Source organism: Amycolatopsis methanolica 239 (assembly GCF_000739085.1).
Taxonomy (GTDB): domain Bacteria; phylum Actinomycetota; class Actinomycetes; order Mycobacteriales; family Pseudonocardiaceae; genus Amycolatopsis_E; species Amycolatopsis_E methanolica.
In genome coordinates, this window is record NZ_CP009110.1 from 4,579,510 (window position 1) to 4,596,637 (window position 17,128).

Consider the following 17,128-nt stretch of genomic DNA (forward strand, 5'->3'; position numbering starts at 1 on the left):
CTAGAGGAGGTTCGCGCGCTTGTAGAAGACCGTCGCGGCCTTGGTCAGCAGGCCTGCCGAGTCCAGGAACTCCATCAGCCCGGCGCAGCTCGACCGCAGCATCGACTTGTGGTGCTCGTTGGCCTTCGCCTCGCGCAGCGCCCGCTTGGTGTCGAGGCCGGCGTTCGCATACACCTGGGGGTTCCACATGCTGCTGACGATGAAGTACGCGGCGATGGACACGACGAGCGCGTTGTACTGGCGGCCCAGCGGCCCGGTCTTCTTCAGCCGCTCGCGGGTCTCCTCGCGGGCGAACTTCATGTGCCGCGACTCCTCGACGACGTGGATGTTGTTGATGGTGCGCACGAACGGCACCACGCGCTCGTCACGCATCCAGTCGCGCTGCATGACGTCGAGGACCTCTTCGGCGACCAGGATCGCCGCGTAGGCCGCCTCGCCACGGGCGGTCGTCTTGAACAACCGGCCCAGCTCGACGGCGAGGCGGCGCGGGCGGTAGGCCGGGGCCCGCAGCTTCGCCGCGCCGCGCGCGAACATGATCGAGTGGCGGCACTCGTCGGCGATCTCGGTGAGCGCCCACTGGAACGCCGGGTCGGTCGGGTCCTTGGCGTAGAAGTCGCGCAGCACCATCTGCTGCAGGATCATCTCGAACCAGATGCCGGTGCTCGCCACCGACGCCGCCTCCTGGCGGGTCAGCTCGCGCTGCTGCTCGGGGGTCATCTCGTTCCAGTACGCGGTCCCGTACAGGGTGCTCCACTCCGGGCTCGCGCCGTGGTAGCTCGTGTCCAGCGGGGTGTCCCAGTCGACCTCCTTGACGGGGTCGTAGGACAACGTCTCGGACGAGTCGAGCAACCGCTGCGCGACCGACCGGTGGTCAGGCTGCGCAGTGTCCGAGTGCTCCTGTGCGCCGACGCTGGTCATGGCACCCTCCCGACTGCCTGTTACTTCGGTTTACGGTTACCCAAGGTAACACACATCGGCGGCAGCGCAAGCGACCGTTCGTGACCGAGCACCGCGATTTCCTGAAACGGGTATTTCGGCCCAATCGCGCCGGCGCCTGGCGGGCCTACCGTGTCCGGCACCAGCTCAGGAAGGGCGGATGCCATGGAGATCAACAGGATCGGGCGCGACGTGAGCGTCCTGAGCGACCAACTCGAGGTGCCCGGCATCGGCTTCCTCCCCGTCAACGCGTTCGTCGTGCACGGCGCCGAGCCGATCGTCGTCGACACCGGGCTGAGCCTGCCCGGACGCGGCTTCCTGGACGCGCTCGGGGCGGTGATCGACCCTGCCGACGTGCGGTGGATCTGGCTCACCCACCCGGACCGCGACCACACGGGCGCCCTGTTCGACCTGCTCGAACTGGCTCCGCGCGCCCGCCTGGTCACCACCTACCTCGCGATGGGCATCATGTCGACCGAGCGGCCGCTGCCCATCGACCGCGTGCACCTGCTCAACCCCGGCCAGTCCCTGGACGCGCGCGACAGGCGGCTGACCGGCTTCCGACCGCCGCTGTTCGACAACCCGGCGACGGTCGGCTTCTTCGACCACAGCAACGGGGTGTGCTTCAGCTCGGACTGCTTCGGCGCCCCGATGCCGACCGCGGAACTCGCCACGTGCGGGGACGTCGCGAACGCCCCAGCCGACGCGCTGCACGCCGGCCAGCTGTTGTGGGCCGCCGTGGACAGCCCGTGGGTGCACAACGTCGACGGGGACCGCTACCTCGCGTCGATGGCGCCGCTGCGGACGTTCGACCCCGCGGTCGTCCTGAGCACCCACCTGCCCCCGGCGCCAGGGCGCGCGGCGGAGTTCCTCGACCGGGTGTCCCTGGCTCCCGGCGCGGACCCGTTCGTCGGCCCGGACCAGGCGGCGCTGGAGCAGATGCTGGCGACCTTCGAGCCGCCGGAGCCGCACCCGGTGTCCTAACCGAACAACAGCGAGCTGCCGTGGGCGCGCTTGAAGTACAGGTGCGCGTCGTGCTCCCAGGTGATCGCGACCCCCCCGTGCAGCTGGATCATCTCCGCCGCGGCGTGCCGCAGCGCCGCCGAGCACACGGTTTTCGCGGTCGCCGCGTCCAGCTCGAAGTCGTCCCCGGTCAAGGCGCCGTACAACGCCGAGCGGGCCGCCTCGACCTGGACGTGCACGTCGGCCATCCGGTGCTTGAGCGCCTGGAAGCCGCCGATGGGCCTGCCGAACTGGCGCCGCTGCTTGGTGTACTCGACGGTCAGCTCCAGCGCCCTGGCCGCGGCGCCGGTCTGCTCGGCGGCCAGCGCCATGGCCGCGGCCCAGCGCAGCCGCTCGGTGTCGAACCCGCCGGTGTCCAGCCGCCGCGCGGGGGCGTTCGACACCGTCACCACCGCGAGACGGCGCGTCGGGTCGAGGGTCGTCACTGCTGCCCGCCGGGCGTCGGCCGGTGCGACCTCGAACAGGCCGGGGCCGTCCGGGGTCCGGGCCACCACCAGCAGGACGTCGGCGTGGTCGCCGTCGAGGACGTAGTGCGCCCGGCCGTCGACGCGCCCGTCCCGGAACTCGCACGCCGGCGACCAGCGTCCGTCCTCATCGGACCACGCCAGCGCGGCCAGGCTGCTGCCCGCCGCGATGCCGGGCAGCAGCCGCCGGCACGCCTCGTCGTTCCCGGTCAGCAGCAGGGCCTGCCCGCACAGCACTGCCGAGCCGAGCATGGGGGCCGGGGTGAGGGTGCGGCCCAGCTCCTCCAGCACCACGCACACCTCGGCCAGTCCGGCGCCCGCGCCCCCGTACTCCTCCGGGATCGCCAGCGCCGCGACGCCGATCTGCTCGCACAGCGTCGACCACAGCTCGTCGTCGTAGCCGAGGGGTGCGGCCATCGCGGCACGCACCGCCTCCGGCCCGGACCGGCGGGCCAGCAACGTCCGCACCGACTCGCGCAGCGCCCGCGCCTCCTCCGTCCACATCGGATCGACGTGGCTCATCGCGCCAGCACCCGCTCGCGGTGGAACCCGCTGTCACCCCAGGCGCCGGCCAGTGCCCGGACTTTGGTCAGCCGCAGGCCGAGGTCGTGTCCGGCGGTGTAGCCGATGGCGCCGTGGACCTGCAGGGCGGTGCGGGCGGCGAGGTAGGCGGCGTCGCCCGCCTTGACCTTGGCGGCGGAGATGTCCTGTGGGCTGGCGGTGACGGCGGCGGCGTGCACCAGGGGCCGGGCGAGTTCGAGGTGGGTCACGACGTCGGCGAGCAGGTGCCTGATCGCCTGGTACTCGCCGATCAGCCGATCGTACTGGCTGCGTTGCTTCGCGTAGGCGACCGCGGCGTCCAGCAGCCATCGCCCGGCGCCGAGCAGCTGCGCGGCCACGGCGAGAACCCCCAGGTCGAAGGCCCTGCCGCCGGTCAGCGGGGGTGCGTCGACTCGGAAGAGCCGCCGGGTGGGGTCGATTGATCGGACCAGCTCGGGCTGGCCCACGACCTCGGCACCTACGACGACGGCGGCGATGTCGGCGTCCAGCGCAAGCGGCACCGGTACCGTCGCGAACGCCTCCCCGGCGGCCAGAGACGGCAGCCACCGCTCCGCCGCCGCCCCGGTCAGCGCGGCGGGCGCGACCGCGGCGGTTTCCACCAGCGGTCCGGGGACGGCATGGTAGCCCAGGGCTTCGAAGGCCACCACCAGGTCGACCGGACCGGCGCCGAGCCCGCCGTGGGCTTCGTCGATCAGCAGGGCGGGCACGCCCAGTTCAGCGAGGCCGCGCAGAACCTTGAGGCCGGGTTCGTGCCGCCCGTGCGCCCAGGCGCGGGCGGCGCCGGGGGTGTCGGCTCCGGCGAGGTAGGCGTGCAAGCTGGTGGCGAAGTCCCGGTGTTCGGCGGAGAGCGCGAACCTCATCGGCGGGCCTCCTTCGGCAGTCCCAGGAGTCGTTCGGCGATGGTGTTGCGCTGGATCTGGTCGGTGCCGCCGTAGATCGGGCCGGCGAGGGAGAACAGGTAGCCCTCCACCCACGCCCGGTCGGTTTCGGCGTGCGGGCCGAGGATGTCGAGCGCGGTGTCGTGCAAGCCGAGGTCGAGGTGGGACCAGAACAGCTTGTTGACGCTGGATTCCGGTCCGAGCTCGCCGCCCTCGGCCAGCCGGGAGACGGTGCCGAAGGTGTAGAGCTGGTAGGCGCGCGCCCCGATCCACGCGTCAGCCACCCGGTCCCGCGAGGCGGCCGGTTCCCCAGCCGAGCGCCACAGGTCCACGAGCCGGTTCGCGGCGGCGAGGAAGCGGCCGGGACTGCGCAGCGACAGGCCGCGCTCGTTGTTGGCGGTGGTCATCGCGACCCGCCACCCCTGGCCCGGTTCGCCGATCACGTCCGCATCGGGCACGAACACGTTGTCCAGAAAGATCTCGGCGAACCCCGGCTCCCCGTCCAGCTGCGGGATCGGCCGCACCGTCACACCCTCGGCGCGCAGGTCGAACATTAAATACGTCAGCCCGCGGTGCCGCCGCTCGCCCGGGTCGGTGCGGAACAACCCGAACGCGCGGTCGGCGAAGGCCGCGCGGGAGGACCAGGTTTTCTGCCCGGACAGCAGCCACCCGCCCTCGGTGCGCACCGCGCTGCTGCGCAACGCGGCGATGTCGCTGCCGGCTTCGGGTTCGGACCAGGCCTGCGCCCACACCTGCTCACCCCGGGCCATGGCCGGCAGGATCCGGTCCCGCTGCTCCTGGGTCCCATGCGCGAACAGCGTCGGCCCCAGCATGAAGATCCCGTTCTGGCTGACCCGCCCGGGTGCGCGCGCGGCGTAGTACTCCTCCTCGAACAGCACCCACTGCAACAGTGACGCGTCCCGCCCGCCGTACTCGCGCGGCCAGGACACCACCGACAACCGCGCGTCCGCCAGCTGCGCCTCCCACTCCCGGTGCGCCGCGAACCCTTCCGCGGTGTCCATCGACGGGAGCGTGGGCACATGCGCCGCCAGCCACTCCCGCACCTCGTCCCGGAACGCCACCGACTCGGCATCGATGTCGAGGTCCATCAGCGCTGCGCCCCGTCCCGCATCGAGCGCGCGTCCTGCCCACCGAGGGAATCGGTGGAGGTTTCGGCGTTGTGGGCATGCGCGAAGTGGTGCAGCCCGAACACCGAGTCCATCCCGGACCGCAGTCCCATCAGGTCCTCGGCCTGGTTGACCGCCTTCTTCGCCAGCGCCAGCCCGAACTGCGGCATCCGCGCGATCGTCTCCGCCAGCTCAACAGTCCGCGCTTCGAGCTCGGCGCGCGGCACCACCCGGTTGACCATGCCCCACTCCTTGGCCTGCCGCACGCCGAACCGCTCCCCGGTGAACAGGACCTCCTTCGCCGCCCTCGGACCCAGCACCCACGGATGCGCGAAGTACTCCACGCCCGGAATCCCCATCCGCACCACCGGATCGGCGAAGAACGCGTCGTCGGAAGCCACGATCACATCGCAGACCCAGGCCAGCATCAGCCCGCCCGCGATACACGCCCCCTGCACCGAAGCGATCATCGGTTTCGGGATCTCCCGCCACCGGCGGCACATCCCCAGATACACCTCCGACTCCCGGGCGAACCGCTGATCCCCACCCTCCCGCGTCGTGTGGTCCCACCACACCACCGCCCGCCGCTCGAAACTCTGGTCCACATCCCGGCCCGGCGTGCCGATGTCGTGGCCGGCCGAGAAGTGCTTGCCCTCCCCCGCCAGCACGATCACCTTCACCTCGGCATCGTCCACCGCCCGGGTGAACGCGGCATCCAGCGCGTAAGTCATCGCCGAGTTCTGCGCGTTGCGGTACTCCGGGCGATTCATCGTCACCACCGCCACCGCGCCCCGGCGCTCATAGCGGACGACGTCCTCACTCATGCGTGCTCCTCACCTCAGCTGCCGCTTCAGCACCTTGCCGGAAGCGTTGCGGGGCAGCTCGTCCACGAATTCGACGAGCCGCGGGACCTTGTAGTTGGCCAGCCGCTCCCGGCAGAACCCGATCACCTGCTCGGTCGTCAGCCCGGCGCCGACGACGAACGCCTTGCCGACCTCGCCCAAGCGCTCGTCCGGCACTCCGACGACGGCGACGTCGCGCACGCCGTCCAGTTCGGTCAGGACGTGCTCGACCTCCGCCGGGTAGACGTTGAACCCGCCGCAGATGTACATGTCCTTGAGCCTTCCGGTGAGGGTGAGGTAGCCCGCGTCGTCGAGTTCGCCGACGTCACCGGTGTGCAGCCAGCCCTGCTCGTCGATCGCCTGCGCGGTCGCCTCCGGGTCGTCGAGGTAGCCGAACATCACGTTGGGCCCACGGACGACGACCTCGGAACCGCGGACCTCAACCTCGAAGCCGGCGGTGGCCCGGCCGGACGTGCGCGCGACCAGCTCCGCGTCGTCGCCGGGGCGGCACATCGTCACCACGACCGCCTCGGTCAGCCCGTAGGCGGTCAACACGGTGTCGAACCCCAGCTCGGCCCGCATGCGCCGGACCAGCGAGGCGGGCACGGTGGCCGCGCCGGTGACCGCGAGGCGCAGCGACGAGGTGTCGCCGCGGTCCGCTTCCTGGAGCAATGCCTGGAAGATCGTCGGCGCGCCGGGCAGCACGGAGATCCGCTCGCGGCGGATCGTCGCCAGGGTGGCCCGCACGTCGAACACCGCCTGCGGCACGAGCGTGGCCCCGGTCAGCAGGGCGACCACGATCCCGGCCTTGTAGCCGAAGCTGTGGAAGAACGGGTTGATCACCAAGTACCGGTCGTCGGCGGTGACCCTGCCGCACTCCGCCCACGCCGCCGCCACGTCGACCACCTGGCGGTGGGAGGACAACACGCCCTTCGAACGGCCGGTGGTGCCCGAGGTGAACAGGATGTCGCTGACGTCGCCGGGCTGGACGGCATCCGCGCGTGCCTCGACGTCGGCCGCGGGCACGCGTTCGGCGAGGAACTCGTCCCAGCCTAGGGTGCCCTCGACGGGGCTGTGCGGTTGTTCGAGCGGGACGCGGACGACGGTGCCGAGGCCGGGCAGCGCGGCGCCGGTCGCCTTGATCGCGGCGAACCGGTCGGTGCCGAGGAAGTCCGCCGCGACGACGAGCGCCTTGGCGCGGCTGCGGACCAGCAGGTCCACTGTCTCCGCGGCGGTGAACCGCGTGTTGACCGGCACCAGGACCGCGCCCGCGTACAGCGCGCCGAGCGCGGACAGGACCCAGTGGTGCGTGTTCGGCAGGTTGATCGCGACCCGGTCGCCGGGCAGGACCCCGCGCGCCGCGAACGCCCCGGCGACGGCTTGAACACGTTCCAGGAGTTGCCGGAAATCGAGCCGGACACCGCCGTCGACCAGCACCTCCGACGAGCCGAACTTCGCCGCGGCGTCACGGACGACGGCCGGGATCGTGGTCTGCCCCACCGCACCCTCCCCTGGACCGGGAAACTAGAACGTGTTCTCATTACCCTAGGTGCCCGGTGGGCTGGGCAGCAAGGAGGCGTGCGTTGGAGCTGACGCGGTTCCGCCGCGAGGTCGCGGAGTGGCTGGCGGACAACCTGACCGGTGAGTTCGCGGCGTTGCGTGGGCTGGGCGGGCCGGGGCGGGAGCACGAGGCGTTCGACCTGCGGCTGGCGTGGGAGCGGCGCCTGGCGGCGGCGGGGTGGACGTGTGTGGGCTGGCCGGTGGAGTTCGGCGGGCGCGGGTTGTCGCTGGAGGAGCAGGTGGCCTTCCACGAGGAGTACGCGGCCTCGGGGGCGCCGGCGCGGGTGAACCACATCGGGGAGCAGTTGCTGGGGCCGACGTTGATCGCGTTCGGCACGCCGGAGCAGCGCGCGCGGTTCCTGCCGAAGATCGTGGCGGTGGAGGAGCTGTGGTGTCAGGGCTATTCCGAGCCCGGGGCCGGGTCGGATCTGGCGGCGGTGTCCACCTCGGCGGAGTTGCGGGACGGCGAGTGGGTGGTCAACGGGCAGAAGATCTGGACGTCGCTGGCGCACGTGGCGGACTGGTGTTTCGTGCTGGCCCGCACCGAGCGGGGGTCGCAGCGGCACCGCGGGTTGTCCTATCTGCTGGTGCCGTTGCGGCAGGACGGGGTGACGGTGCGGCCGATCCAGCAGCTGACCGGGACCTCGGAGTTCAACGAAGTGTTCTTCGACGACGCCCGCACCCCCGCGGCGATGGTGGTGGGTGGCCCGGGTGAGGGGTGGCGGATCGCGATGGCCACCCTCGGCTTCGAACGCGGGGTGTCCACGCTCGGGCAGCAGATCGGGTTCCGCCGCGAACTGGACGGTATCGAGGCGGAGGCCAAGCGGCTGGGCACGTGGGAGGACCCGCTGCTGCGCGCCGATCTGGAGCGCGCCCGGATAGGCCTGCGGGTGCTGCGGGCGCACGCGTTGCGGACGCTGGGGCAGGCGGCGGGGCCGCAGGTCGCGGTCGGCAAGCTGATGTGGGCGCAGTGGCACCGCGGGCTCGGCGAGCTGGCGGTGCGGGCGCGGGGCGCGCGGTCGCTGGTCGCTGACGGCGAGCTGGACGAGTGGCAACGGCTGTTCCTGTTCACCCGGGCCGACACCATCTACGGCGGCTCGGACGAGATCGAACGCAACATCATCGCCGAGCGGGTGCTCGGCCTGCCCAAGGAGGCCCGGTGATCCCCGCCTACCCACCCGGACGCCACCTGCTGGAGGACAAAGTCGTGGTGGTCACCGCCGCCGCGGGCACCGGCATCGGCTCCGCGGTCGCGAAACGCTGCCTGGAAGAGGGCGCGAGCGTGGTGATCAGCGACTGGCACGAACGCCGCCTCGCCGAGAAGGCCGCCGAGCTGGCGGAGCTGGGCAAGGTCCACGCGATCACCTGCGACGTCACTGACGAATCGCAGGTTCAGGGGTTGGTCGCGGGCGCGGTGCGGCAGTTCGGCCGGATCGATGTGATGATCAACAATGCCGGTCTGGGCGGCACCCGGTCGGTGCTGGAGATGACCGACGAGGAATGGTCGCGCGTTCTCGACATCACGTTGACCGGCACCTTTCGCTGCACCCGGGCGGTGCTGCGGCAGTTCGTGGCGCAGGGCGGCGGCGGGGCGATCGTCAACAACGCGTCGGTGATCGGATGGCGGGCGCAAGCCGGGCAAGCCCACTACGCCGCCGCCAAGGCCGGAGTCATGGCCCTCACCCGGTGTTCCGCGCTGGACGCCGCCGAGCACGGGGTGCGGATCAACGCCGTGGCACCGAGTCTGGCGATGCACCCGTTCCTCGCCAAAGTGACCAGCGATGAATTGCTGCGGGAACTGGAGGGACGGGAGGCGTTCGGGCGGGCGGCGGAGCCGTGGGAGGTGGCCAATGTGATGGTGTTCCTCGCCAGCGACTACGCCTCGTATCTGACCGGCGAGGTCGTCTCCGTGTCCAGCCAGCACCCCTAGGGAGCCGTTGTGCCTGAAGCCTTTCTCCTCGACGCCGTGCGCACCCCCGTCGGCCGCCGCGGCGGCGCCCTGTCCGGGTGGCACCCCGCCGACCTGGCCGCGCACATCATCCGGGCGGTCGTGTCGCGGGCCGGGGTGGACCCGGACCTGGTCGACGACGTCATCCTCGGCTGCACCGACACCCTCGGCCCGCAATCCGGCAACATCGCCCGCACCGCGTGGCTGGCCGCCGGCTACCCGGACCACGTGCCCGGGGTGACCGTGGACCGGCAGTGCGGGTCGAGCCAGCAGGCCGTGCACTTCGCCGCGCAGGCGGTGCTGTCCGGGACGCAGGACCTGGTGGTGGCCGGCGGGGTGCAGAACATGAGCCGCATCCCCATCAGCGCCGCCATGCTCGCCGGGCGGGAGTACGGCTTCGACGACCCGTTCTCCGGCTCCAAGGGCTGGCAGGAACGCTACGGCAGCGCCGAGGTGTCCCAGTTCCGCAGCGCCGACATGATCGCCGAACACTGGGACATCACTCGCGAAGCCATGGAAGCCTACGCACTGCGCAGCCACCAGCGCGCCCTCGCCGCCATCGACACCGGCCGATTCACCGCAGAGATCGCCCCGGTCGACGGCTTCTCGGTGGACGAGGGCCCGCGCCGCGACACCAGCCTCGAACGCATGCAGGGACTCAAGCCACTCTCCGAAGGCTCCCGTTTGACGGCCGCCGTGGCGAGCCAGATCTCCGACGGCGCCAGCGCGGCGCTGATCGCCTCCGAAGCGTTCGTCCAGGAACACGGACTCACCCCACGCGCCCGCATCCACCACATCTCCGTCCGGGCGGCCGACCCGGTGTGGATGCTCATCGGCCCCATCCCCGCCACCGCCCACGCCCTCCGCAAGGCCGGCCTCACGGTGGACGACATCGACCTCTTCGAGGTCAACGAAGCCTTCGCCAGCGTCGTCCTGGCCTGGCTCGACGAAACCGGCGCCAACCCCGACCGAGTCAACGTCAACGGCGGCGGCATCGCCCTCGGCCACCCCATCGGCGCCACCGGCACCAAACTGCTGGCCACCCTCCTGCACGAACTGGAACGCCGCAACGGCCGCTACGGCCTGCAAACCATGTGCGAAGGCGGCGGCACCGCCAACGTCACGATCACCGAAAGGTTGTGACCGAGCGGGAAACCGGCGCAGCGTTGGACGGCTCGCCCAGGAGCCCAGCCGAGGGGCGCGCCGCCGTGGACCGCACGTTCAGCCCCGGCGCGGCGGGCGGGCACCCCCGGCGGAGCGGGGCGGGCAGCCCGACTCGGGCCGCCGGGCACCGCACCCTTCCCTGGACGCGCCGCCCTCCCCTCAACCACCCAGCCGCTGGAGGATCTCCTCTGCCTGGTGCACGGTTCCCGCCACGATGTCGGCCACCGTTGGCAGGTCGTCGATCATGCCGACGACTTGGCCGGAGGCGAGGACGCCCGCGTCGGTGCGGCCTTCGGCCAGGCCGGCGCGCAGGAGCATCGGGGTGTTGGCGGCCATGATGATCTGGCTCCAGGTCATCTCGTTGCCGTGTTTCATCGCGAGGCCTTCGCGGATCATGGCGGGCAGTGAGAGGCCGGTGAGCTTGCGGAAGCGCAGGGCGTTGCGGGCCGCCTGCAGTGTGCCCCGAACCCGGCCGGTGTCTTCCAGTTTCTCGACCAGCTCGGTGCGCAATACGCGGTGCGGCAGGCCGTCGACGCGCCGCGTCACCACCGTGCCCGCCAGGCCCTGGGCGAGGTAGACCCGCTTGACCTCCTCCGGCACGGTGCTTTCCTTGCTCAGCAGGAACCGTGTCCCCATCGCGACCCCGGCCGCGCCGTAGGCGAGTGCGGCGGCGAGTCCGCGGCCGTCGAAGAACCCGCCCGCCGCGACGACGGGGATGTCCACCGCGTCGAGAACCGAGGGCAACAGGAGGGTGGTAGCGACTCCCCCGGTGTGGCCGCCGCCCTCGCCACCCTGCACGATGACCGCATCGGCGCCCCAGGCGGCGACTTTTTCGGCGTGCCGGGCCGCGCCGATGGAGGGGATCACCACGATGCCGTGATCGCGGAGTTTGGCGATCATCTCCTGGCGCGGCGCGAGCGCGAAGGAGGCGACCCGCACGCCCTCCCGGATCAGCAGGTCCACCCGGTCCCCCGCGTCTCCCGCGTCCGCGCGGAGGTTCACCCCGAAGGGCTGGTCGGTGCGCTGCTTGACCTCCGTGATGGCGGCTTCGAGTTCGAGGTAGGTCATCGTGGCCGACGCGAGGATGCCCAACCCGCCGGCTTCGGCGGTGGCCGACACCAGCCGCGGCCCCGCGACCCAGCCCATCCCGGTCTGCACGACCGGGTGCCGCACCCCGACCAGGCGGGTCAGCGCGGTGTCCATGGTCATGACGGGACTTCCTTGTCCCGCAAGCCCTTCGGGTCCAGATCGCGGATCAGCCGCAGCTCCTCGTCAGTGGGCTCGCGGCTCACGCCTGCCGAGGACAGGTCGATGTCGAAACCGCTTGCCGCCGCGACCTCTTCGGGGGTGACGCCGGGGTGCAGTGAGACGGCGCGCATGGAGTGGTCGGGGGTGGCGAAGTCGAACACGCCGAGGTTGGTCACCACCCGGTGCACGTCGTGGTACTTCAGTCCGGCCTTGGCGGCGTTGTCGTAGCCCACGCCGGACACGATGTCCACGGATTCGACGAACACGCGGGGGCTGTGGCGGGGCACCCAGTAGCTGGTGCGGTGGTTGGCGGTGTTGCCCGGCGCGCCCCGCACCCCGAGCAGCTGCTTGGCCGGGCGGGCGTGGTCGCCGATGGCGGAGATGTTCTGGTTGCCGAACTTGTCGATCTGGTTGGCGCCCATCACCACGTGCCGCCGTCCGTGCGGGACGATCGTGTCCAGCATCTTGCGGAACGGCTGCCACCCCTCCACAGTGCCCTCGACATCGATCAGATACGCCTCGCCGTCGGAGAGCAGCAGGTCGGGTTCGAAGGTCAGCCGGGCGAGTTTCGCGCCCAGTGACGGGATGTAACCCATCGGGCTGGCCACGATCTCGCCGTCGCCGCGGAACAGTTCGGCCACCGCCACCACGGCGATCTCGGCCCTGGTCGCGCTCATGCCGCCGCCTCGAATCGATCCACCTCGGACAAATACTGCCGCTCGTCGCCGGACAGGAACCGGTCTACGAACCCGGGCCAGGCGTCCAGGTCTTTCGCGCAGGCCACGTAGTGCTTCTGGAAGCGTTCGTCCCGGCCGTAATCGGGCACCGCGGTGGTGAAGTGCGCGCCGCGCGGCGCCTCCACCACCCCGTCCACGCAGCCGCGGTTGAGCAGCAACGACTGCACCGGCCCAGTCAACTCGGCCGTCTCCACCACCTTCTCCACGGAGACGAACCGCTTCTTCGCGGCCAGGCAGAACACGTCGTCGAAGTAGGGATCCGGGCCGAGGTACTGCGCATTCCCGCGGGCGTCGGCGCGGTTCAAATGCACCAGCGCCACATCGAGCTCCTGCGCGGGCACGGCCACCAATTCTTCTCCACCGGCATAGGGCGAGCGCACGGTGCGCAGACCGGGATTGACCCGCATCACCTCGGAGCCCAGCCCCGCCCGCAGCGGCAGGAACGGCAACCGCTGCGCCGCCGCCGAGAGCGCCGCCGCGAACATGCCCTCGTCGTATTCGGTCACCTCGATCGCCCCGGTCTCCCGGGCGCGGCCGAACCACGGGTCGAACGGGATCGAGTCCAGCGTGACGAACCCGAACACCACCCGCCGCACCTTCCCCGCCGCGTACAACAACCCCACGTCGGGCCCGCCGTAGGACACCACGGTCAGGTCCTTCACGGGAGTCCGCAGCAATGCTCGCACCAGCGCCATCGGCTTACGGCGCGATCCCCAGCCGCCGATGCCGATCGTCATGCCGTCCCGGACCTCCGCCGCCACGTCATCGGCGGTCATGCGCTTATCGGCCATTGAGAAACTCCTCCCGGGCCTCATCCGAGGCACCCAGCAGGTTCAGTTCGAAGGTGAACCCCTGCTCGAACCGGTAACTGCGGTGCACGTGCTGGGTGTCGATACCGTTCAACGCCTCCTTCGCCGCCCGGATCACCCGCGGATCCTTCGCGGCGATGTCCCGCGCCACCGCCAGCGCCGCCTCGTCCAGCTCCGCCCGCGGCACCACCCGATACACCGAGCCATGCCGATGCAACTCCGCCGCACTGATCTGCCGCGCCGTGAAATACAACGTGCGCATCAAATGCTGCGGCACCAACCGCGCCAAGTGCGTCGCCGCGCCCAGCGCACCCCGCTCCACCTCCGGCACCCCGAACGTCGCATCCTCCGACGCGACGATCACGTCCGCGTTCCCGACCAGGCCGATCCCGCCGCCCAGACAGAACCCGTGCACCGCCGCCACCACCGGCACCGCACAGTCATACACCGCACCAAAAGCCGCATAGCAACCCTTGTTCGCGCCCACGAGTGCCTCGTACCCGGCGGTGCGCTGGATCTCCTTGATATCCACCCCGGCGTTGAACCCGCGACCCTCCGCCCGCAGCACCACCACGCGCACATCCGGATCCTCCCCCGCGGCCCGCACAACGGCAGCGAGGTCGAACCAGCCATGCACCGGCAACGCGTTCACCGGCGGGAAATCCACCGTGATCGTCTCGACGTGACTGTCGCGTTTGGTCAGAACCGGCATCAGGACGCTCCATACACGGGTTCAGGCGCGGGCGCCTCGGCGATCAACTTCTGCACCACCGGCCCCAGCTCCGACGGCTCCCACCGGGCGCCCTTGTCGACCGACGGGCCATGCCGCCACGCCTTCGCCAGCGACACCTTCCCGCCCTCCACCTCGAACACCCGGCCCGTCACACCCGCGGACTCCACGCTCCCCAGCCACACCACCAACGGCGAGACGTTCTCCGGCGCCATCGCATCAAACCCCTCATCCGGCCGGGCCATCGTCTCCGCGAACACACCCTCGGTCATCCGCGTCCGGGCCGAGGGCGCGATCGCGTTCACCGTCACGCCGTAGCGGGCCAGCTCCGCGGCAGCCACGACCGTCAATCCGGCGATGCCTGCTTTCGCGGCCGAATAGTTCGACTGGCCGACACTGCCCAGCAGACCGGCGCCGGAACTGGTGTTGATCACCCGTGCGCTCGGCATCCGGCCGGCCTTCGCCTCACCGCGCCAGTACTCCGCCGCATGCCGCAACGGCGCGAAGTGGCCCTTGAGGTGCACGCGGATCACCGCGTCCCACTCCACCTCACCCAGGTTGACCAGCATCCGATCGCGCACGAAACCGGCGTTGTTCACCAGCACGTCCAGGCGGCCGAAGTGCTCAACGGCGGTGCCGATCAGGTTCCGCGCCCCGGCCCAATCCGCCACGTCATCGGTGTTGGCGACCGCTTTGCCGCCCGCCGCCTCGATCTCCGCCACCACCTGGGCGGCCGGACCGTCCCCGGCCGCGGAACCATCCAGGGCCACACCGACGTCGTTGACCACCACCCGCGCACCCTCCGCCGCGAACGCCAGCGCATGCGCCCGCCCGATCCCGCGCCCCGCGCCGGTCACGATCACCACCCGGTCCTGGCACACAGTCATGAACCCTCCCGATCGACATCCGCGGCCGCCTGGAACGCGGGCACCTCACCACCGCCATGCACCTTCAACGTCGCACCCGACACATACGAAGCCAGCGGCGAAGCCAAAAACGCCGCACACCGCCCAACCTCCTCCGGCTCCGCCAGCCGCCCCAACGGCACCGTCTTGCCCACCGCCGCCACGTCACTGCCGTAATGCAGATGCGCCTGCTCCGTACGCACCAAACCCACATCCAGCGCGTTGACCCGCACCTTCGGCGCCCACTCCACCGCCAAACTCGCCGTCAAGTTGTCCAGCCCGGCCTTGGCCGCCCCATAGGCGGCCGTCCCGGGCGAGGGGCGCGTGGCGGACACGCTGGAGATCATTACGATCGACCCGACACCGTCCTGGCGCTGCATCACCGCGTTCGCCTGCTGCGCCACCAGCAACGGCGCCAACAGGTTCAACTGCACGATCTTGTCGTGAAACCGCGGCGACGCCTCCGCAGCGGAGGCCAACGGACTGCCACCCGCGTTGTTCACCACCACATCCAGACGACCACGCTCGTCCACGATCCGGCCGATCAACGCCGACACCTGCTCCGGATCCCGCACATCGCACGCGATGAAGTCGCCTGCCGGTTCCTCGGGCTCGCGCCTGGCGCAGGTCACCACGTGCGCGCCGCAGTCCTGGAACACCCGCGTGATGCCGCGGCCCACGCCACGGACACCCCCGGTCACCAGGACCACGGCACCGGCCAGGCCCAGATCGCTCTCCACACCCCAAAACTAGAACATGTTCTCATCTGGGACAAGCTTGCTGGTCTGCGCGCTGTTCACGCAGCACGAGAACCGGTTTCCATCCGGGTGCGGACCGCCCAGCGAGCCGCCGGGGCCGTGCCCAGCCCGGCGGCGAGGAACACCGCTGCGAGCACGAACCAGCCGGGGCGGCCCCACGTGCGTGGCGGCCAGGCCCTGGTAGCGGCCGGTCGCGCCGGGCGGGGTCAGGTCGAGCGTGAGCGCCCACTTCGCGGCGATGAACCACAGCTCGCCGGCCAGGTGGGCGGCCGCGGCGAGCAACACCAGGCCGACGGCGATGGCGCCGCTGCCGCCACCCGTCGCGGCGAACAGCAGGCAGGCCAGCGCGAGGGCGGCGCCCGACCAGACCGCCCGCGCGGCGCCGCGGCGCGGGCCGGTGCAGCCGCGGCTCGCGACGACCTGCAGGAGCGCGACGCCGAGCGAGTTGACGATGACGACCACGCCCGCCAGCCCAGCGGGCAGGTGCGTGTCGCGGACCAGCCACAGCGGAAGCGCGGTCGAAACCAGGCCCCAGCACAGCGAAAGCAGGCCGGTCGTCGAGACGACGGCGAGGAACGCGGGGTCGGCGAGCACGGTCGCGCGGCCTGCGCGCCCGCGCGACCGGCCGCACCACCGGAAAACGGGTGAGCAGCGCGGCGTACGCCAGTGAGGTGACCGCGTTGACCGCAATCAGGACGTGGAACGCGGCCGGACTGCCCAGCGTGAGACAAACCGCGCCGGCCCCCGCGCCGACGGTGTAGCCGAGGTGACTGGCGACCCGCTGCCGGGCCAGGTGCGCCACCCGGGTCCCCTCGTCGGCCAGCTGCGCGACGTAGGCGGTGCGGACCCCGGCGGTGGCGCGGTCGGCGGCCGTGTTGACGACCGCGACGGCCAGGAATACCGCGACGTGGTGGGCGAACACGAACGCGGCCATCGACAGACCCTCGACCGCGATCAGGAGGATTCTGGGCATCGACGCGGACTCCCTGACGGCGGGCCGCCGCAAGACGGCGACGAGCTGCCTGGACCGCACGTTGCGCCGCCCGCACCTGGGAGGCGCCCTCGGGCATGCGATCCTGACCCGGCTGCGCACGGAGGGCCTGGTGGAGGTCGACGCGAACGGCCGAACGCTGACCCTCCGCACCCGACGCGGGCGACCACCTGGGCGACCGGTTGCCGGGGCTGGTGCTCGACCGCTGACCATGATCCCACCGGCGATTGCCAGGCCCGAGCGCGCCCGGCCGCATCGAGCGGCTGAGCGCCCGGGCGATCGGCCACCGGGCCAGCCCTCGACCGCAGACCCGCGAGCCCACCGGTGAATCCCGACCGCAGAGTGGCGCCGCAGGCCCAGCGGCCTGTGCGGCCGGCGCCAGGCCTGGCGCCGGCCGCACAGGCCGGGCGTGTGAACCTCAGCGCCCAGGACGCCAGCCCCGAAGGC

General features: G+C 71.4%; 17 protein-coding genes. 4 read left to right on the forward strand and 13 right to left on the reverse strand.

Features of this window, described 5'->3' with window-relative positions:
- Complete coding sequence (locus AMETH_RS22305) at positions 1-918, reverse strand: AurF N-oxygenase family protein (protein WP_017983376.1); 918 nt, start codon at positions 916-918, stop codon at positions 1-3.
- 183 nt (positions 919-1,101) lie between these two features.
- On the opposite strand from AMETH_RS22305, the gene AMETH_RS22310 reads away from it, so the two are divergent.
- Positions 1,102-1,920, forward strand: coding sequence for an MBL fold metallo-hydrolase (locus AMETH_RS22310; protein WP_017983377.1), 819 nt, complete (start codon positions 1,102-1,104; stop codon positions 1,918-1,920).
- Here AMETH_RS22310 and AMETH_RS22315 read toward each other — a convergent pair.
- From AMETH_RS22315 to AMETH_RS22335, 5 genes are read right to left on the reverse strand one after another with little or no spacing between them, the layout of a single operon-like run.
- Complete coding sequence (locus tag AMETH_RS22315; protein WP_017983378.1) at positions 1,917-2,945, reverse strand: acyl-CoA dehydrogenase family protein; 1,029 nt, start codon at positions 2,943-2,945, stop codon at positions 1,917-1,919. The two genes, AMETH_RS22310 and AMETH_RS22315, sit on opposite strands and share 4 nt — an antisense overlap.
- Positions 2,942-3,844, reverse strand: coding sequence for an acyl-CoA dehydrogenase family protein (locus AMETH_RS22320; protein ID WP_017983379.1), 903 nt, complete (start codon positions 3,842-3,844; stop codon positions 2,942-2,944). Before AMETH_RS22320 ends, AMETH_RS22315 begins: the two co-directional genes overlap by 4 nt.
- On the reverse strand, positions 3,841-4,971 hold the full coding sequence (locus AMETH_RS22325) for an acyl-CoA dehydrogenase family protein (protein ID WP_017983380.1): 1,131 nt from the start codon (positions 4,969-4,971) through the stop codon (positions 3,841-3,843). Before AMETH_RS22325 ends, AMETH_RS22320 begins: the two co-directional genes overlap by 4 nt.
- The gene (locus AMETH_RS22330; RefSeq protein ID WP_017983381.1) at positions 4,971-5,813 is read right to left on the reverse strand and encodes an enoyl-CoA hydratase; all 843 of its coding nucleotides are present in this window, start codon (positions 5,811-5,813) and stop codon (positions 4,971-4,973) included. The genes AMETH_RS22325 and AMETH_RS22330 overlap by 1 nt, the downstream gene beginning before the upstream one ends.
- 9 nt (positions 5,814-5,822) lie before the next feature.
- Positions 5,823-7,331: a FadD3 family acyl-CoA ligase gene (locus AMETH_RS22335; protein ID WP_017983382.1), complete on the reverse strand. Its 1,509-nt coding sequence runs from the start codon at positions 7,329-7,331 to the stop codon at positions 5,823-5,825.
- 83 nt (positions 7,332-7,414) lie between these two features.
- Here AMETH_RS22335 and AMETH_RS22340 point away from each other — a divergent pair, with 83 nt between their 5' ends.
- Genes AMETH_RS22340 through AMETH_RS22350 form a run of 3 tightly spaced genes read left to right on the forward strand, consistent with a single transcriptional unit; the run spans position 7,415 to position 10,482 of the window.
- Positions 7,415-8,554 (forward strand): acyl-CoA dehydrogenase family protein, encoded by a 1,140-nt coding sequence (locus AMETH_RS22340; protein WP_017983383.1) that lies wholly within the window; start codon positions 7,415-7,417, stop codon positions 8,552-8,554.
- The gene (locus tag AMETH_RS22345) at positions 8,551-9,321 is read left to right on the forward strand and encodes an SDR family oxidoreductase (protein WP_017983384.1); all 771 of its coding nucleotides are present in this window, start codon (positions 8,551-8,553) and stop codon (positions 9,319-9,321) included. The genes AMETH_RS22340 and AMETH_RS22345 overlap by 4 nt, the downstream gene beginning before the upstream one ends.
- A gap of 9 nt (positions 9,322-9,330) precedes the next feature.
- Positions 9,331-10,482 carry an acetyl-CoA C-acetyltransferase gene (locus AMETH_RS22350; protein WP_026153257.1) on the forward strand — a complete coding sequence of 384 codons (1,152 nt, stop codon included), beginning with the start codon at positions 9,331-9,333 and terminating at the stop codon, positions 10,480-10,482.
- Positions 10,483-10,662: 180 nt separating this feature from the next.
- Here AMETH_RS22350 and AMETH_RS22355 read toward each other — a convergent pair whose 3' ends face one another.
- The 7 genes from AMETH_RS22355 to AMETH_RS36000 are packed head-to-tail and all read right to left on the reverse strand — an operon-like array spanning position 10,663 to position 16,284.
- On the reverse strand, positions 10,663-11,706 hold the full coding sequence (locus AMETH_RS22355; protein ID WP_026153258.1) for an NAD(P)H-dependent flavin oxidoreductase: 1,044 nt from the start codon (positions 11,704-11,706) through the stop codon (positions 10,663-10,665).
- Positions 11,707-11,708: 2 nt separating this feature from the next.
- Positions 11,709-12,428 (reverse strand): CoA-transferase subunit beta, encoded by a 720-nt coding sequence (locus AMETH_RS22360; RefSeq protein WP_017983387.1) that lies wholly within the window; start codon positions 12,426-12,428, stop codon positions 11,709-11,711.
- Complete coding sequence (locus AMETH_RS22365; protein WP_026153259.1) at positions 12,425-13,279, reverse strand: CoA transferase subunit A; 855 nt, start codon at positions 13,277-13,279, stop codon at positions 12,425-12,427. Before AMETH_RS22365 ends, AMETH_RS22360 begins: the two co-directional genes overlap by 4 nt.
- Positions 13,269-14,009, reverse strand: coding sequence for an enoyl-CoA hydratase family protein (locus AMETH_RS22370; RefSeq protein ID WP_017983389.1), 741 nt, complete (start codon positions 14,007-14,009; stop codon positions 13,269-13,271). The genes AMETH_RS22365 and AMETH_RS22370 overlap by 11 nt, the downstream gene beginning before the upstream one ends.
- Positions 14,009-14,914 carry an SDR family oxidoreductase gene (locus tag AMETH_RS22375; protein WP_017983390.1) on the reverse strand — a complete coding sequence of 302 codons (906 nt, stop codon included), beginning with the start codon at positions 14,912-14,914 and terminating at the stop codon, positions 14,009-14,011. Before AMETH_RS22375 ends, AMETH_RS22370 begins: the two co-directional genes overlap by 1 nt.
- The gene (locus tag AMETH_RS22380; protein WP_017983391.1) at positions 14,911-15,672 is read right to left on the reverse strand and encodes an SDR family oxidoreductase; all 762 of its coding nucleotides are present in this window, start codon (positions 15,670-15,672) and stop codon (positions 14,911-14,913) included. The genes AMETH_RS22375 and AMETH_RS22380 overlap by 4 nt, the downstream gene beginning before the upstream one ends.
- 9 nt (positions 15,673-15,681) lie before the next feature.
- On the reverse strand, positions 15,682-16,284 hold the full coding sequence (locus tag AMETH_RS36000; protein WP_051079433.1) for a hypothetical protein: 603 nt from the start codon (positions 16,282-16,284) through the stop codon (positions 15,682-15,684).
- Positions 16,285-17,128 lie beyond the last annotated feature (844 nt).

Excerpts from the sequence above, each read along its gene's own strand:
- AMETH_RS22305 (WP_017983376.1), bottom strand. The coding sequence starts at position 918 with ATGACCAGCGTCGGCGCACAGGAGCACTCGGACACTGCGCAGCCTGAC.
- AMETH_RS22310 (WP_017983377.1), top strand. The coding sequence starts at position 1,102 with ATGGAGATCAACAGGATCGGGCGCGACGTGAGCGTCCTGAGCGACCAA.
- AMETH_RS22315 (WP_017983378.1), bottom strand. The coding sequence starts at position 2,945 with ATGAGCCACGTCGATCCGATGTGGACGGAGGAGGCGCGGGCGCTGCGC.
- AMETH_RS22320 (WP_017983379.1), bottom strand. The coding sequence starts at position 3,844 with ATGAGGTTCGCGCTCTCCGCCGAACACCGGGACTTCGCCACCAGCTTG.
- AMETH_RS22325 (WP_017983380.1), bottom strand. The coding sequence starts at position 4,971 with ATGGACCTCGACATCGATGCCGAGTCGGTGGCGTTCCGGGACGAGGTG.
- AMETH_RS22330 (WP_017983381.1), bottom strand. The coding sequence starts at position 5,813 with ATGAGTGAGGACGTCGTCCGCTATGAGCGCCGGGGCGCGGTGGCGGTG.
- AMETH_RS22355 (WP_026153258.1), bottom strand. The coding sequence starts at position 11,706 with ATGGACACCGCGCTGACCCGCCTGGTCGGGGTGCGGCACCCGGTCGTG.
- AMETH_RS22360 (WP_017983387.1), bottom strand. The coding sequence starts at position 12,428 with ATGAGCGCGACCAGGGCCGAGATCGCCGTGGTGGCGGTGGCCGAACTG.
- AMETH_RS22365 (WP_026153259.1), bottom strand. The coding sequence starts at position 13,279 with ATGGCCGATAAGCGCATGACCGCCGATGACGTGGCGGCGGAGGTCCGG.
- AMETH_RS22370 (WP_017983389.1), bottom strand. The coding sequence starts at position 14,009 with ATGCCGGTTCTGACCAAACGCGACAGTCACGTCGAGACGATCACGGTG.
- AMETH_RS22375 (WP_017983390.1), bottom strand. The coding sequence starts at position 14,914 with ATGACTGTGTGCCAGGACCGGGTGGTGATCGTGACCGGCGCGGGGCGC.